14 protein-coding genes are annotated in these 15,531 nt (G+C 65.4%); 6 read left to right on the forward strand and 8 right to left on the reverse strand.

Annotation, left to right across the window (positions count from 1 at the left end; translation table 11 throughout):
* Positions 1-20 precede the first annotated feature (20 nt).
* The 4 genes from FIU28_RS10550 to FIU28_RS10565 all read right to left on the reverse strand — a co-directional run bounded on the left by FIU28_RS10550 (position 21) and on the right by FIU28_RS10565 (position 4,855).
* Entirely contained in the window at positions 21-1,355 is a 1,335-nt protein-coding gene (locus FIU28_RS10550) for a flavin-containing monooxygenase (RefSeq protein ID WP_143572907.1), read from the reverse strand.
* Entirely contained in the window at positions 1,352-2,326 is a 975-nt protein-coding gene (locus FIU28_RS10555) for an NAD-dependent epimerase/dehydratase family protein (protein WP_143572909.1), read from the reverse strand. Before FIU28_RS10555 ends, FIU28_RS10550 begins: the two co-directional genes overlap by 4 nt.
* A 183-nt stretch (positions 2,327-2,509) precedes the next feature.
* The gene (locus FIU28_RS10560; RefSeq protein ID WP_143572911.1) at positions 2,510-3,616 is read right to left on the reverse strand and encodes a DUF2336 domain-containing protein; all 1,107 of its coding nucleotides are present in this window, start codon (positions 3,614-3,616) and stop codon (positions 2,510-2,512) included.
* Positions 3,617-3,706: 90 nt separating this feature from the next.
* Positions 3,707-4,855 (reverse strand): GGDEF domain-containing protein, encoded by a 1,149-nt coding sequence (locus tag FIU28_RS10565; protein WP_143572912.1) that lies wholly within the window; start codon positions 4,853-4,855, stop codon positions 3,707-3,709.
* Between the two features lie 465 nt (positions 4,856-5,320).
* Here FIU28_RS10565 and FIU28_RS10570 point away from each other — a divergent pair, with 465 nt between their 5' ends.
* The 3 genes from FIU28_RS10570 (at position 5,321) to FIU28_RS10580 (ending at position 7,538) form a co-directional block, all read left to right on the forward strand.
* Positions 5,321-5,890, forward strand: coding sequence for a sigma-70 family RNA polymerase sigma factor (locus FIU28_RS10570; RefSeq protein WP_143572914.1), 570 nt, complete (start codon positions 5,321-5,323; stop codon positions 5,888-5,890).
* Positions 5,887-6,603 carry a hypothetical protein gene (locus tag FIU28_RS10575; RefSeq protein ID WP_143572915.1) on the forward strand — a complete coding sequence of 239 codons (717 nt, stop codon included), beginning with the start codon at positions 5,887-5,889 and terminating at the stop codon, positions 6,601-6,603. Before FIU28_RS10570 ends, FIU28_RS10575 begins: the two co-directional genes overlap by 4 nt.
* A gap of 464 nt (positions 6,604-7,067) precedes the next feature.
* Positions 7,068-7,538 (forward strand): TIGR03809 family protein, encoded by a 471-nt coding sequence (locus tag FIU28_RS10580; protein ID WP_143572916.1) that lies wholly within the window; start codon positions 7,068-7,070, stop codon positions 7,536-7,538.
* 55 nt (positions 7,539-7,593) lie between these two features.
* On the opposite strand, the gene FIU28_RS10585 is transcribed toward FIU28_RS10580, so the two are convergent.
* Positions 7,594-8,964 carry a TIGR03808 family TAT-translocated repetitive protein gene (locus FIU28_RS10585; RefSeq protein ID WP_143572918.1) on the reverse strand — a complete coding sequence of 457 codons (1,371 nt, stop codon included), beginning with the start codon at positions 8,962-8,964 and terminating at the stop codon, positions 7,594-7,596.
* A 352-nt stretch (positions 8,965-9,316) separates the two neighbouring features.
* On the opposite strand from FIU28_RS10585, the gene FIU28_RS10590 reads away from it, so the two are divergent.
* The 3 genes from FIU28_RS10590 (at position 9,317) to FIU28_RS10600 (ending at position 12,995) form a co-directional block, all read left to right on the forward strand.
* On the forward strand, positions 9,317-10,699 hold the full coding sequence (locus FIU28_RS10590; RefSeq protein ID WP_143572920.1) for an NAD-dependent succinate-semialdehyde dehydrogenase: 1,383 nt from the start codon (positions 9,317-9,319) through the stop codon (positions 10,697-10,699).
* Between the two features lie 83 nt (positions 10,700-10,782).
* Positions 10,783-11,817 carry a zinc-dependent alcohol dehydrogenase gene (locus FIU28_RS10595; RefSeq protein ID WP_143572922.1) on the forward strand — a complete coding sequence of 345 codons (1,035 nt, stop codon included), beginning with the start codon at positions 10,783-10,785 and terminating at the stop codon, positions 11,815-11,817.
* A 122-nt stretch (positions 11,818-11,939) separates the two neighbouring features.
* Positions 11,940-12,995, forward strand: a complete 1,056-nt coding sequence (locus FIU28_RS10600) for an NAD(P)-dependent alcohol dehydrogenase (RefSeq protein ID WP_143572924.1) — start codon at positions 11,940-11,942, stop codon at positions 12,993-12,995.
* 107 nt (positions 12,996-13,102) lie between these two features.
* Here FIU28_RS10600 and FIU28_RS10605 read toward each other — a convergent pair whose 3' ends face one another.
* From FIU28_RS10605 to FIU28_RS10615, 3 genes are all read right to left on the reverse strand, one after another.
* Entirely contained in the window at positions 13,103-13,366 is a 264-nt protein-coding gene (locus FIU28_RS10605) for a hypothetical protein (RefSeq protein ID WP_143572925.1), read from the reverse strand.
* 97 nt (positions 13,367-13,463) lie between these two features.
* Positions 13,464-14,711, reverse strand: coding sequence for a multidrug effflux MFS transporter (locus FIU28_RS10610; RefSeq protein ID WP_168202909.1), 1,248 nt, complete (start codon positions 14,709-14,711; stop codon positions 13,464-13,466).
* A gap of 174 nt (positions 14,712-14,885) precedes the next feature.
* Entirely contained in the window at positions 14,886-15,530 is a 645-nt protein-coding gene (locus FIU28_RS10615; protein WP_143572926.1) for a pyroglutamyl-peptidase I family protein, read from the reverse strand.
* Position 15,531 lies beyond the last annotated feature (1 nt).

Raw genomic sequence — 15,531 nt, forward strand, 5'->3', positions numbered from 1 at the left:
TTGACATCCGGGCTACGAAGTTACTTCGCCGCCGCCGACCTGCCGCGCGCGGCACTCGCGATGTCGCCGTTCAGCTCGGCCGCGTAGTCCTTGAAATCGACTTCCAGCGTGTAGCGCGCAGACGGAAGCCAGGTGTGCAATTGCTGCTGGTGGAAGCTGCGGACTTCGAGCGCCATCTCGGCGACATCGGGCAGCGTCACCCGGCCGGACAGCACGGCAGCGATCCAGCGGGCCTGGATCTCGACCAGCGGAATCGTCGGGCCGATCGGCTGCACCAATCCGGCGAAGAACAATCCGGGCTGGTTCGGCGGCGCGATGCGGCGGTACAGCTCGACCATGCCGCCATTCTCCGGCACGGCAAAGATCTCCGGCGCCAGAAACGGGAAGCTGGTCTTGTAGCCGGTGGCGTAGATGATGGCGTCGAACGGCTCGCGACGGCCATCGGTGAACACCACGGCATCGCCGTCGAGCGTCTCGATGTTCGGACGAAACGACACCCAGCCGTGGCCGGCATAGGGTAGCAATTCCTGACTCAGCGTGGCGTGCTCGCGCCACATCGGATGCTTCGGCTTGGGCACGCCGAACCGGGCCTGGTTGCCGACCGCCAGATAGATCAGCCGCGCCATGATCCGGCGCGCCACCTGCGTCGGCAGTCTGAGTTGTCGCGTCAGGAAGGCCGACCAGCGATCGACCGGGATTCCCATCAGATATTTCGGCATGATATGCGCGCCGGTGCGCGTCGACAGGGTGACGTGGCTGGCGCGCCGGCACAGGTCGACCGCGATATCGACGGCAGAATTGCCGATCCCGACCACCAGCACCTTCTTGTCGTCGAACGGCTGCGCGGTGCGATACTGGCTGGAATGGATCGTCGTGCCGGAGAACGTGCCGGGAAAGGACGGCCAGCGCGGATCCCACAGATGGCCGTTCGCGACGATCACCGCGCCGTAGTGGCGGGTGTCCTCGACGCCGTCCTGCATCGTGGTGACGCGCCAGCCGAGCCGCTCCTTGGCGACCGCGGTGACCTCGCAGTTGAAGCGGATCGAGGAGCGCGCATTGAAGCGGTCGGCGTAGGCCTCCAGATAGGCCAGCAGATCCTGGTGCGACAGGAAGTCCGGTTTGTCGGCGGCAATCGGAAAGTCGGAATAGCCGAGATTTTCGCGGCTGGTGTCGATGTGCAGGCTGCGATAGGCGCAGGACAGGCCGTTGTCATTGCCGTAGCGCCACATGCCGCCGATGTCGGAGCCCTTCTCGCAAATCTCGAAGGCGAGCCCCTTGTCGTTCAGCGCCTTGGCCACGGCGATGCCGGAGGAGCCGGCGCCGATGATGCAGATGTCGGCGGAAGTCTGGGTCATGCCGCGGATTTGCCGGTTGCGAGGAAGGAAAGATAATTCAGGACGATATCATCGAAACTGGTGTCGGCAACGAGGCCGACTGAGGGCGCACGGGTGGAAATAAAGCCTTTCGGCCAGCCATCGACAATTTTTTTCAGCGCGGCGTCCGGTGCAAAGCCGATATCGGGCGGGCCGATCACGCGGCCGATCGATTCCACGATCTCCATCATGTTCACCGTCAGACCCGGCTGGTTCAGCATACGCTTGCCGCGCAGCCTCACGGGGTCGGCATCGTGCAGCGTGATCAGGTTTTGTACCGCGGTCTGTGCCGAGACGACGGCGACCTTGGTGTCGGGCCGCAGCGGACAGACCGCGGGGCGGCCTGCGGCGCTGTCGCGCACCATCGCTGCGATACGGTCCGACACCGATTGCGTCGGCGGGCCGGGATGCACCAGCACGATCGGCAGCCGCAGCGCCCGGGCATCGACCACGCCGTGCCTAGTTGCGTCCGACAGCATCAGCTCGGCGATTGCCTTCTGTGTGCCATAGGAGGTCTGCGGACGTTGCAGATGGTCGTCGTCGACATGATCCGGCAGCAGGCCGCCGAATACGGCAATCGAGCTTGGAAAGATCAGCCGTGGCGCTGCTTCCTTGTTGCCGATCGCGCCGATCAGTTCCGCCAGCGCCGAGACGTTGATGGCCAGACTATGGACCGGATCCAGTTCGGCGGCGCTGGCCAGCACGGCGGCGAGATGAAACACGCTGTCCGGCTGCCATTGTGCGATCGCCTGTAGCGTCGCGGGCGAGCTGAGGTCGGCCTGCAGCGGCTTCAGCCGGCGATCGGAGCAGGCCGGCAGCCTTGTGTCGAGCAGCAGGATCTCCGCGATGGCTGCGGTTTCGCCGGCGCGGTTCTTGAGGTGCCCGTTCTGCAACAGAACGCGCGTCAGGGTCTGGCCGATAAAACCGCCGGCGCCGGTGATGAGAATCCGCATTGTGGCCGTCCCGCAACCATGATCCCGCGCGGCGGCACAGGCCGTCTCGCCGCGACCACTATCAAGCCGGTCGCGCGCAAGTCGATGCCCGATGTCGGATGGCAGATCAGCGCTGTGGGCGTTGCAAGAATGCGTCGCACTGGCAAAAGCGCTGCCGGCCGCGGCGGCCCGTGCGGGCTGCGCTCAGGCCGGCAGTTGCGCCGTGGCCTGTTGCATGCGGTGGAAGCGCAGCACCTGTTGCGCGGTCGATAGCCGCAGTCGCTCGTAGAGGTCCCGGTCGACGTCCGTGGCCGACAGCACCCCGCCTGACAGTCGCCCGCGCAGCCGGATGATGGCCTTGACGGTCACCCATGAAAACCCGGCGACCTTGCTCAGGACGAAGATGCCTTCGTTCCGGGATTCGATCATCATGGTCTCGGCGACGATCACCGGCACATTGGCGAGGAAGGCCAATGCAGCGTTGGTCTCGTCGAATTTTCCGGCCTCGGCGAAGGCCGATACTTCCGCCTCGTCGAGCCGGCCATCCTCGAACAGCGATCGCACCAGGCCGTGGGCGATGCTGCTCTGGGGGGGGACGCCGGCAGGGGCCTCGCGGGCGCGCCGCGTGACTTCCGCCACGGCGTGCGAAACCTCGTTGGCATAGTGCGGATGCGCCGCTTCCAGCCGCTTGCGGACCGAGGCCGAGGCCCGGGCGACTAGTTGCAGATAGTGATGCCGCGGAATCGACGGGCGCAGACCGACGCAGGTGGCAATGGCGTCGTCGTGCTCGGCCCGCGACAGCAGCGTGGTGTAGCCCTTCTCGGAAAATTCGGCGCCGGGATTGGACGCCGTGCTGCGCACCACCTCGGCATCGCCGCGCTCCACCAGCGCTTCGGTGACGGCGCCGCTCAACAGTTTGCGGAGCGAGATCGCCAGCAAATGGCGCTGGCTCTTGGTGCGGGCGTTCTCGATCAGGGCATCTTCGTCGAGCCGCCGGGACTGCGACAGCATTGGCCCTGCGACCTCGATCAGGTCGTCGAACGCCAGCGTGCGGACGATGCGCGGCGGCGCGCTATCGACCGGCGCGAGGCGTTCGGCCAGCATTATCCTGGCCGCGCTCTCCATGTGCACGACCAGGCATTCGAACACGTCGTCAAACATGGCGAGCAGTTCGTCGGTACAGGGAACGGCATTGTCCAGGAACAGGTCAGTCACGCGCCGCAACGTCTCGACCCGGCGTGCCACCGTGCCGTGGGCAAGAGCTGTTTGCAGTTCATCGAGTAAGCTGACTGCCAAAGCGGGTTTCGACATCGTTGTCTCTGTTCTGGAGGCTTCGCGAAGCTGAATTTCCTGAAGTAACGGCAGCGTTTCTTGTTGCCGGACCAGGGTTGTGGAGACGACCTAGTTGCTTGCTATCAAGTTACGTCCTCCGGCCTTGGCGGCGTAGAGCGCCGCGTCGGCGCGGGCCAGCAGGGTGACTGGCAATTCGTCGGGCGCAAGCGTCGCGACGCCGGCCGAGATGGTCACGCGCAGGCCATGGGAAAACGCGCTCCAGTCCAGCGTCGCGACGATCATGCGCAGCCGATCGAGCATTTGCACCGCCATATCATGCGGCGTGCCCGGCAGCACCAGCAGGAATTCCTCGCCGCCATAGCGACCGAATTTGTCGATCGAGCGAATATTGGCGAACATCGTGATGGCGAAGGTGCGCAGTACTTCGTCGCCGGTCGGATGGCCATAGGTGTCGTTGATGCGTTTGAACCAGTCGAGGTCGATCAGCGCGACCGAGCAGGGCGACTGGCTGCGTTGCGCGCGGACCGCTTCGTCGCCGAGTATCCGCATGATGCAGCGGCGATTGTAGGATCCGGTGAGCTCGTCGAGCTCGGCCAGCTCCTCGATTCTTTTATAGGCGGCTTCCAGTTCGATGCGGCGGCGATACAGCGCCCCGCGCATCGAGCCGGCGAACACGCCGATATAGATCACACGGGCTATGGTGAGCGAGAAGGTCATCAGCGTGGCGAAGCGCTCCTGGCCGTTGGCGACCGGCAATAGCAGCGGCAGTTCGGCGAGCCAGTACAGCAGCACGACGCCGGCGCTGATCACCAGCCAGACGATCAGGCCCTGCCGCGGCGTCGCGCGCATGCCGGCCATCTGGGCGACCAGCAGCAGCGCCAGCAGAAACACTACCGCCACCTGCGGGGCGATAGCGATGAAACTCAGCAGCAGCAGCAGCGTCGCGGCGGCATAGGGCAGGGCGAAGGAGTGGTCATTCCAGCCATCGCTGATGCCGCCTTCGGACAAGCCCCAGAATATCCCGAGGGTGACGGCGACGCAGCCGGCGAAACCGAGCGCGACAGGCGCGGAGACCGTGCCGGCGACCGCGAACATCGTCAGCAGGACGATGTTCGCGGCATGAAAGGTGGCGGCGACGATCAGGGTGTGGCGCCGGTGTCGCCGTCGCCGCTCCAGCGATTCGGCAAGGAGCTCGCCGTCAACGGAATCGAAATCGCCGTTGTTCGGGGTCAGGATGGCGGAAAGTGCTGCGGTCATGTTCTCGCTACCGTCGTGTTAATGGAACCTTACCGCCGAATCCCTTTAGGTTTGGTAACCCGTGCAACCCGACGCATCTTCCTGGCCCTCAATTGTCCGGTAGGCGACACATGGTGGGATGCTGAGCAAGTGATATCAAGTGATATTGAGTGGTTGGACGGCGTGCGGAGCGGGACCGATTTCCGGGGGGCCCGAGAGAATCGTTCCCGATTTCCGACAAGGTATCCGGATCCGGTAGTCTCAGATGAACCTTTTTCGGTGCCGATTGACCTAATTTAGCCGGACTTGCGCTGCCCGGCCGGGGATAGTGATGCCGGATGGTCAAGCGGGGTGAGGTGGCCGCCCTATCCTGAGCTTCTGCGCGCCTGTCCGCAGGACGCGCTGCGCATGCCGTGCGTCTGCAAAGCCGATGCTGCCGGTTGAACCTGTTATGTTTTTTCCCCGACCAATCCAAAGAGATGGCCATTGAGCGCGACGCAGGCGACATCGGACGACCTGCTGATCGGGCGAATTGCGCAGGGCGACCGGCTCGCGATGCAGGTGCTCTATGGTCGCCATCATGTTCGGGTGTTTCGCTTCGGCCTGCGGCTGGTGCGGGACGAGCAGATCGCGGAGGACCTGATCAGCGAAGTTTTTCTCGACGTCTGGCGCCAGGCCGGCAAGTTCGAAGGCCGGTCCGCCGTTTCGACCTGGCTGCTGGCGATCACGCGGTTCAAGGCGCTGTCGGCGCTGCGCAAGCGCCGCGACGCCGAGCTGGACGATGATACCGCCAACGCGATCGAGGACGATTCCGACGATCCGGAAGTGGCGGTGCAGAAGAAGGATACTGGCGCCGCCTTGCGCAAATGCCTGACGGCGCTGTCGCCGGAACATCGCGAGATCGTCGATCTTGTCTACTACCATGAGAAGTCCGTGGAAGAGGTCGCAACGATCGTCGGCATTCCGGAGAATACCGTGAAGACGCGACTGTTTTATGCGCGCAAGAAGTTGGCCGATCTGCTCAAGGCAGCCGGCGTGGAGCGAGGCTGGCCATGATGGCAATCAGAAACACGGTTCAGGACGAGCAGCCCGGCGAGATCGAGGCGCTGCTGCCGTGGCATGCCGCCGGCACGCTCAGCGCCCGCGACACCCGCCGCGTCGACGAGGCGTTGGCGGCAGATCCCGACCTCGCCCGGCAATACGAAGCGATCCGCGAGGAATATGCCGAAACCATCCTGCTGAACGAAAGCCTCGGCGCGCCGTCGCTGCGCGCGATGCAGAAGCTCTTTGCCGCGATCGACGCCGAGCCGGCGCGCACCAGCTCGGGTTCGGCGAGCTTGTCGAGGCGGCTGGCCGGGTTCTTCGCGGGCCTGTCGGCGCGCACCTTGATGGCCTCGGCGGCGGTCGGCGCGCTGGCGCTGGTGCTGCAGGCCGGCGTGATAGGCACCATGGTGATGCAGCGCGGCGATGCCCTGGTCGAGACCGCGGCCGAGCCTGCGCCCGCGCCGCCCGGTTCAGCGGCGATCATCACCCGGTCGATCGCGCCGGAGGCCGCGCCCCGCCTCCTGGTGCGCTTCACGCCGGCGGCCCGGGTGTCGGATATCACCGCGCTGCTCGACACCTATCAGGCGACCATCGTCGATGGCGGCAAGGCCGGCCTGTTCCGGCTGCAGCTCGGCCGCCTGCCGATGACCAAGGAGCAGGTCGCCGGCTGGGTCAGCCGGCTGTCGAACGAAAAGATCGTCAGCTCGGTCACAGCCGCGCCGTAGGCGCCTTCCACCCGGCAGGGGGGCTGGAAACGCCCGCCGGTGACGGCGAGGCTGGCTTCTGCCCTCGCACGGCGCTTCACCCATCCGTGTAAATATTTTCGCGCTGACGGCATGAACGTTTGCCGGCCGGGCTTCGACCTACTGGTGTGGGAGCGGTCACCCCTCCCCGATGGCCGATCGGCGCAAGCGCCCATCATCAAGCGCCTGATATGGCCTGACCCGCCCGGCTGTCCCCCCGGGCGGGTCTTTCGTTAACTCGTTGCTAACCATCTTTGACCCATGATCCGCCTGCGGCTTGACTTGCCGGACGTCAGGCGTGGTTGGGACCAAGGGCAACTACGGGAGTGTCCAATTTTGGACACATTTCGCTGGACCCCGGGAACTTTTCCTCCGACCATCATCAGGTCTCGGCAATCGATTCGTGTGTTGCTTTTTGCGTCCGTTTCCCTCTCGCGGACATTTCCATGTCATTGCAGTCTGAATCCGTTACCGGGCGGCAGCTCGTTGAGCGCTGGGCCGACCTCGCCGAACGCCGGCTGGACTACCTGACCGATCTTTTCGAGAGCGGTCGTTGGCGCCGTTTTCATACCGAGGTCGATTTCCTCGACAATATTCGTGAAGCCAAGGCCGCGGCCGATCGCTGGCGGGGTATGGCCACCCAGGAGGCGACCGCCGACAACCAGCCGGTGACGTGGTCCTGGCTCGACCGGCCGGACGGCGTGCCGAATTCATATCAGGGCCGCGTGCTGCACGAGGTGCCGCGGGCGCCACGCGGGGTCCAGGCCCCGACCGTCGTCGAACTGGCCGCGGAGGCGCCGGCCCTGCAGCCGCCGGCCGAGCCGCTGCGTGCCGCGGCGCCGCACGCCGACTGGCGGCGCGCGCTCGATCCCGACGTGCTGGGCGAGCGCTATCCGATGCTGCGGCCGACGATGTAACGGATCGCCTGTCGCGTCGTCACGCAGGGGGGCGTGCCGTTCATCCGGGCTGCGATCAGCGCACCACATTTCCCGACAGGGCGACCTGGGCATATTTCTGCGCGCCATCGGCGGTGAGGTCCGGCGTCACCGGCCTGGCGTGGTCGAGCCCGACCACGGCGCCGCGCGGCGCGCCGGAGATCAGGTTGCCGCTGATAGCCGCCGTGCCGGCGCCGGGCATCACCGAGACGCCGATGCCGACGAAGGCATTGCGCACCACATTGCCGGTGACGGTGACGTCCCGCAGATACTTGCCCCAGCCGGCGACGATGCCGAACGACGGCGCATTCTCGATGACGTTGCCGGTGACCGAGGCATCTGCCTCGATATAGATGCCGACGCCGGCATCATCGTCCGGCGCGGTGCCGATCGGGCGCTTCGGGCGCAGGTTGCGCAAGATATTCCCTTGCACCACCGCGATACGGCCGCCTTCGTTGAAGTTGCAGACGGAGACGCCGACCGCAGCCCCATCGACGGTATTGTTCGCGATCACCGCGGCCTCGAAGGCGAACTCGGAATACAGCGCGACTTCGCGGACGTCGCTGACGCTGTTGCCGGAGATCTGGATGTTCGACGCCGAATTGCCGCGCACGGCGGAGTAGTCGCAATTCTTGATGCGGTTGCCGCGCACGATCACATTGCCGGCACGATACGCATTGATCGCGTTGCCGAACTGGCCGGAGCCGCCGGGCCCCGCCTTGATGTCCTCGATGCGGTTGTCGATCACCAGCGTGCCGTCGTCGCCGATCGCGCTGCGCAGGATCTCGATGCCGTTGACGCTGGTGCGAAGGATGGTGTTCTGCGCCACGACCAGGCCCTGCGCGTCCAACGAGACGACGGCGGTGGTCGCGATGTCGGTGAAGCTGTTGCCGGAAATGGCCCCCGCGATGTTCTCAAGCCAGATGCCGGCAAAGCCGGATCTGGTGATGTCGCATTCGCTGATGCGCAGATCCTTGCCGGCTGTGCAATGGACAAGGCCGCGGCGGTTCGGCAGCTTGATATCAGAGCCGTCGAGCACCAGGCCGCTGAGGCCGATGTGATCGGCGCCGTCGCTGGCGAGCAGGGAGGCGCCGCCGGAAAATTTCAGAATGGTGGCGCCGCGCACGCCGACCAGTTGCGTGCCGGTCGAAAGCCTGAGCGGGCCGCTGCGGTAGGTCCCGGGCGGCAGTGCCAGCGGCACCTGCGCGCGCGCGGCGTCGTCGATGGCCCGCTGCAGCGCGCGGGTCTGGTCGTCCGGACTGTTCGGCCGCACGCCATATTGCGTGACGTCGCGGCCGAGCGCCGAGACCGGCGGCGCCGCGCGCGCGGCATCCGTCGTCATGGCGATCGCGCCGGCGGTGAGGCCGGCTGCGGAGGCATTGAGCAGCTGGCGGCGATTGACGTCCATGGCGTGGCTCCCGGGGGATCGCACTGCTATAGGCAATCCGGCGCCACTGACCATGCCGCGCCGCAGCCCGACAGGCGAGAGCACAAGCCGTCGATTGTTGGCAGTAGGGTTAACTGCGTGGCTGCGGCCGCGGAGGAATGCCGCCGTCGCGTGTCCGAATTCGCGCCGTTGAATTGGAACAACGTGGCGCGTGGTCTCTTGGATTACCGAAGGCGGTCGTTTCCGTCCGGAATTACCCGGCGGTATAGCGCGACGCCTGCCTGTGCTCTCCGTCCACCGCGACCATCGTGACTGCGCGGCTCCCGCCGCGCTGCCGCTTGCTGGCGCGCGACATCAGCAATGAGAACCATCCATGGCCTATCAAAGCATCAACCCCACCAGCGGCAAACTGCTCAAGACGTTCGAGCCGCTGACTGCGCCGCAGCTCGACGACAAGCTGGCGGTGGCGGCGCGCTGCTATGACATCTGGCGGCATAAGTCCTATGCCGAGCGCGCGGTGATCGTGAACAAGGCTGCCGCCCTGCTGCATGACCAGGTCGAGGCTTACGCCCGTATCATGACGCTGGAAATGGGCAAGCGGATCGGCGAGGCTCGAGGCGAGGTCGAGTTCAGCGCCAGCATCCTGGCGTATTATGCCAAGAATGCCGAGCGCTTCCTGGCGCCACAGAAACTCAATCCGACCGCTGGCGAAGCCCATATGGAGAGCAGTCCGATCGGCGTGATCTTCGGCGTCCAGCCGTGGAATTTTCCCTATTACCAGCTGGCCCGCGTCGCCGGTCCGCAACTGATGGCCGGCAATGTGCTCGTCGTGAAGCATGCCGGCATCGTCCCGCAATCCGCGCTGGCCTTCGAGAAATTATGGGTGGACGCGGGCGCGCCGGTCGGCCTCTACACCAACCTGTTCATCACCCACGATCAGTCGGACACCATCATCGACGATCCCCGCGTCAAGGGCGTGGCGCTGACCGGCAGCGTGGCGGCCGGCCGCAGCATCGCCGCGCGCGCCGGACAGAATCTCAAGCCGTCGTCGATGGAGCTCGGCGGCAGCGATGCCTTCATCGTGCTGGAGGACGCCGATCTCGAGCACACCGTGAAATGGGCGGTGTGGGGCCGCATGTACAACGACGGTCAGACCTGCTGCGCCGCCAAGCGTTTCATCGTCGTCGACAGCGTTGCCGACGCGTTTCTCGAGAAATTCAAGCGGGCGCTTGGCGCGCTCGAAGCCGGCGATCCGCTCGACGAGAAGACCACGCTCGGCCCGCTGTCGTCGGAAGCCGCCCTTGTGCAACTGCTCGACCAGGTCGACAAGGCTGTCGCTGGCGGCGCCAAGCTGGTGCTGGGCGGCAAGCGCGTCGATCGGCCGGGCTTCTATATGCAGCCGACCATCCTGACCGATGTGAAGCCCGGCAACCCGGCGTTCCGCGACGAGTTCTTTGGCCCGGTGGCGATGTTCTTCCGCGTGAAAGACGAGGAGGCTGCGATCGCACTCGCCAATGATTCCGATTTCGGCCTCGGCGGCTCCGTGTTCACCGCGGACCTCGCCCGCGGCCGGCGCGTGGCCAGCCGGATCGATACCGGGATGATGTTCGTCAACAACCTATCGTGGACTGACGCCGAACTGCCGTTCGGTGGCATCAAGAATTCCGGCTACGGGCGCGAACTCGGCGACATGGGCATTCAGGCCTTCGTCAACAAGAAGCTGGTACGCATCAATACTGTGGACGCGCCGCTGTAGCCCGTCGCGCGCGATCTCTTTCAACGGACAATGCGCAGCCGTCGCGTCGCCCACTCCGCTTCCTCTTTGAACAGGACATCGTCATGGCACTGAAGATGCAATGCGCCGTCGTTGAAGAATTCGGCAAACCTCTGCAATTGCGGGAGTGGGATGTGCCCACGCCCGGTCCCGGCCAGATCCTCGTCAAGACCGAGGCCTGCGGCGTCTGTCACACCGACCTGCACGCCGCCAGCGGCGACTGGCCGCTGAAGCCGAAGCTGCCGTTCATTCCCGGTCATGAGGGCATCGGTCGTGTGGCCGCCGTTGGGGCCGGCGTCACCATCGTGAAGGAGGGCGACCGCGTCGGCGTGCCCTGGCTATATTCGGCCTGCGGCCATTGCGAACACTGTCTCGCGGCGTGGGAGACGGTGTGCGGCGAAGCGGAGTTCGGCGGCTACACCAAGAACGGCGGCTTCGCCGAATATATCATTGCCGATCCCAATTATGTCGCCCACATCCCGGACGGGCTGAAGCCGCAGCAGGCCGCGCCGCTGATCTGCGCCGGCATCACCACCTACAAGGGCATCAAGGAGGCCGAGGTCAGGCCCGGCGAATGGATCGCGATCTCCGGCGCCGGCGGCCTCGGGCATCTGGCGATACAGTACGCCAAGGCGATGGGATTGCAGGTCTGCGCCGTCGACATCGACGACGGCAAGCTGGCGCATGCCACGCGGCTCGGCGCCGATCTCGTGGTCAACGCCAAAGCTCCGGATGCGGTGGAAGCGGTGCGCAAGGGCACCAGCGGCGGCGCGCATGGCGTGTTGATCACGGCGCCGTCGCTCGGCGCCTTCAAGCAGGGCATCGGCATGGCCCGCAAGCGCGGCACCTGCGTGCTGGTCGGGCTGCCGCCCGGCGAGTTTCCGGTACCGCTGTTCGACGTGGTGGCCAACTGCATCACCATTCGCGGCTCCTTCGTCGGCACCCGCAGTGACATGGCCGAGGCTTTGGCATTCGGCGCCGAAGGCAAGGTCAAGGCGGACATCGAACTGCAGCCGCTGTCGGCGATCAACTCGGTGTTCGACCGCCTGAAGACCGGCGACGTGCCGGCCCGCGTCGTGCTCGACATCAGCGCAAGCTGAGCCGGCCGCCGGCTTTCGACAACCCGGCAACCTCTCATCCTCGCTGCGATCGCAGCGGGGACGGCGACGCTCTGCCCCGTGGCCGGGCGATTTGAATTGAAGACAGATGAAAGCAGTCATTGATGATCACCGTTAAGGGTTATGGCACACCGGCCTTCGACAAGCCGCTGGCTCCCGTGGCCGTTTTGCGTCGCGAGCTGCGGCCGCACGATGTGCGCATCGACATCCAATTTTGCGGCATCTGCCACAGCGACCTCCACGTCGTCCGCAACGAATGGCACAACACCATCTATCCGACCGTGCCCGGCCACGAGATCGTCGGCCGGGTCCTCGAGGTCGGCGGCCACGTCAAGAGCTTCAAGCCGGGCGACACGGTCGCGGTCGGCTGCCTCGTCGATAGCTGCATGACCTGCGCGTCGTGCAAGGAGGACCTCGAACAATTCTGCGAGAGCGGCGCGACCCAGACCTACAATTCAAAGGACCGCGTCGACGGCTCCGTCACCAAGGGCGGCTATTCCGAGAGCGTCGTCGTCACCGAGCACTTCGTGCTGCGGGTGCCCGGCAACCTAGACATCAGCCGCGTTGCGCCGCTGGTCTGCGCTGGCATCACCACCTATTCGCCGCTGCGCCACTGGAAGGTTGGTCCGGGCAGTAAGGTCGGCGTGGTCGGCCTCGGCGGTCTCGGCCACATGGCGCTCAAGCTGGCGCACGCCTTCGGCGCCGACGTCACCATGATCAGCACCTCGCCCGGCAAGGAAGCCGATGCGCGCCGGCTCGGTGCCCACCACTTCCTGCTGTCGAAGGATGAAGCCGCAATGAAGGCGTCGGCCAATCATTTCGACTTCATCCTCGATACCGTGCCGTCCGGCCACCCGCTGGATCCGCTGGTGGCGCTGTTGAAGCGTGACGGCGACTTGGTGCTGGTCGGCGCCATCGAACCGATGCCCGGCTTCAACGCGGCGCCCCTGGTCGGCCTGCGCAAGACCATCGCCGGTTCGCTGATCGGCGGCATCAAGGAAACCCAGGAGATGCTCGACTTCTGCGGCAAGCACAATGTCCTGCCCGATTGCGAGATGATCGCCATCCAGGACATCAACGAGGCCTATGAGCGGATGATCCGCAACGACGTGAAGTACCGCTTCGTGATCGACATGGCCTCGCTGAAGGCCAATCACTGACAAAACAGCTGCCGTTGCTTTTCCAGCAACGGCAGCCGTTTTGCCGATTGGTTTGTAGCCAGGACGTATCGCATCCGCGCGCCGCGTTGCTGCGACAAGGACAACAACTACGCCGCGCGCCCCTTCAGCAATTGCTGGAATTCCTCTTCGGCGCGGGCGTCGCGCTCGTTCTTTTCAGGACATTCGCCAGCCTCGGCCTGGCAGGGGCGGATCTCGTAATCATTGTCGAGCATCCGACGAGGCGTCGGTTGGCCAGTCTTGGCCTCGACGTCGGTCACCAGACCGCTGTCGGCCGCCAGTTTCCAGACGTCGGCTTCGGTCGGATAGGACTTGCTCAATTTCGCATCGTCGCTGAACAGCGCATAGGGCATCGGATCGCTCCGGTAAAAGACGTTAACGTTGCAGAACGGCGGAGGGTCCTTTTCGAGCACGTCGCGCAGGACATGCCGGACCAGCGCCCGTGGAGGCTCAGTTCACCATCTTGTGAGGCGTGAACAGACGGCCCTTCTCCACGATCGCGACGACGCTCAGAGCCGCCAGCGTGCAGATGAAGAACCCGGTGGCGAACGGCATCAGCGTGCCGTCATAGTCCTGGCCGATGATAGTGCCGATACCGATGCCGAGCAGGGTGGTGATGGTGCCATACAGCGACGAGGCGGTGCCGGCGATGTGACCCTGCGGTTCCATCGCCAGTGCGGTGAAATTGGAAAACACCAGGCCGAAGGCGAACATCATCAGCGCCGAGAGCACCATGAACAGAGGCAGCGTCATCATGTCGAACCTCACGGCCGCCAGCATGACGGCTGCGACCATGACGTAGCCGACCAGCGCGCCATGCGAGATCACGCGCATGCCGAGCGAGCCTACGAATCGCGAATTCATGAAGCCGGCAATGGCCACGCCGACTGCGATGGCGGCAAAGGCCAGCGGGAAGTAATGGCCGAGATGGAAGATCTCGGTGAACACCTGTTGCGCGGTGAACACGAAGGCAAACAGCGTTCCGATCACGCCGCCGGCGGCCAGCGCATAGCCCAGCGTCTGCCGGTTGGTGATGGTCTGGCGATAGGCGGAGAGCACGTCACCGAGCGCCAGCGAGCGGCGTTCCGACACCGGCAGCGTTTCCGGCAGCCGCAGCGCGCACCAGATCAGCGCCGCAAAGCCGTACACCATCAGCACGATGAAGATGCCGCGCCACTGCGCCAGCAGCATGATGGTCTGGCCGATCGCCGGCGCCACGACCGGCACGGCGATGAACACCATCATCACCAGCGACATCACGCTGGCCATGCGGCGGCCGGCATAGCAGTCGCGCACCACGGAGGTGGCGATGACGCGGGTGGCCGAGGTTCCCAGCCCCTGCAGCGCGCGCGCCAGCAGCAGCGTCTCGAACGACGGCGCCAGGATCGCCAAAACGCTGGCCGCGCAATACATGGACATCCCGAGCAGCAGCACCGGGCGGCGACCGAAGCGGTCGGACAGCGGGCCGATGATGAACTGGCCGAGGCCGAAACCGAGCAGGAAGGTCGACAGCACGGTCTGCAACCGATTGGCGTCGGAAATCCGGAAGGCCGCGCCGATGTCCGGCAGCGACGGCAGCATGATGTCCATGGCCAGCGGGTTGAGCGCCATGATCGAGGCGATCACCAGGACGAATTCCGGGAATCGCATCGGTCGATGCGTCGAAGACACCCAGGCGTCGGCATTGATGTCAGTCACGTCGCGGAATCCTCACAGGAGACGGCAGTTATCGTGGGGATGCTGCGTTGCACAAGCGTTTTTGGGCATGGCAGCTTCGCAAATGCGGATTGGGGAACCAGGCAACAGCGGTGCTCTGTCACCTTTCCCATCGAGGAGAGGACGGATTTTGAAGCAATCCGGCGCATCAAGGCGCTATGGCTGAGTCTTGCGGCGGGAAACCCGGGTCAGCCGCACGGTTTCCCGCAGCAGCGCCTCGCCGGCCTCCAGCAATTGCGGCATCGTCAACCGGCGCGGGCGGGGATCGCGGGCCAGCAGCGGTACATGGATGAAGGCAGCCAGTGCCGGGCCGCATGGCGCCTGCGTCGCCTCGATGCCGCGCCAGGAGAGGTAATTGCAGAGATAGCGGCCGGCATCGCGGGAGGGCCGGATATCCAAACCGCTGCGCAGACCCGCGCGCAGCAGCGCGTGTGTATGCGGGCCGAAGGGCTGGGGTCCCGCGCCCGGCACGATCGCGGATTGCCGGACGCGCGTGTGTTCGGCATCGGGCCACAGCAGCGTGACGTCGTTGCGCGCGCGGGTCTCGACCCGGATGAACGGCGTGCGCGCCGCCAGGCCGAACATCAGCAGCGCATCGGGACGGTGCTGTGCCAGGAGCCGCGGCAATTCGCGATCAACGGCGCCGTAGCTCACCGGGAAGACATGCGCGATGCGGAGAATGTCGGCGAACGCCGGACGGCGCAGGGTCGCCAGCCGCGTTACCAGCGCAGGCGTCGGATTGAACCGCGCGCCGGGAAACGGGCCGAAGCCGGTGATCAGGATGCGCAAGGGCGTGGCCATC

This window comes from Tardiphaga sp. vice154, assembly GCF_007018645.1.
In the GTDB taxonomy this organism is placed as follows: domain Bacteria; phylum Pseudomonadota; class Alphaproteobacteria; order Rhizobiales; family Xanthobacteraceae; genus Tardiphaga.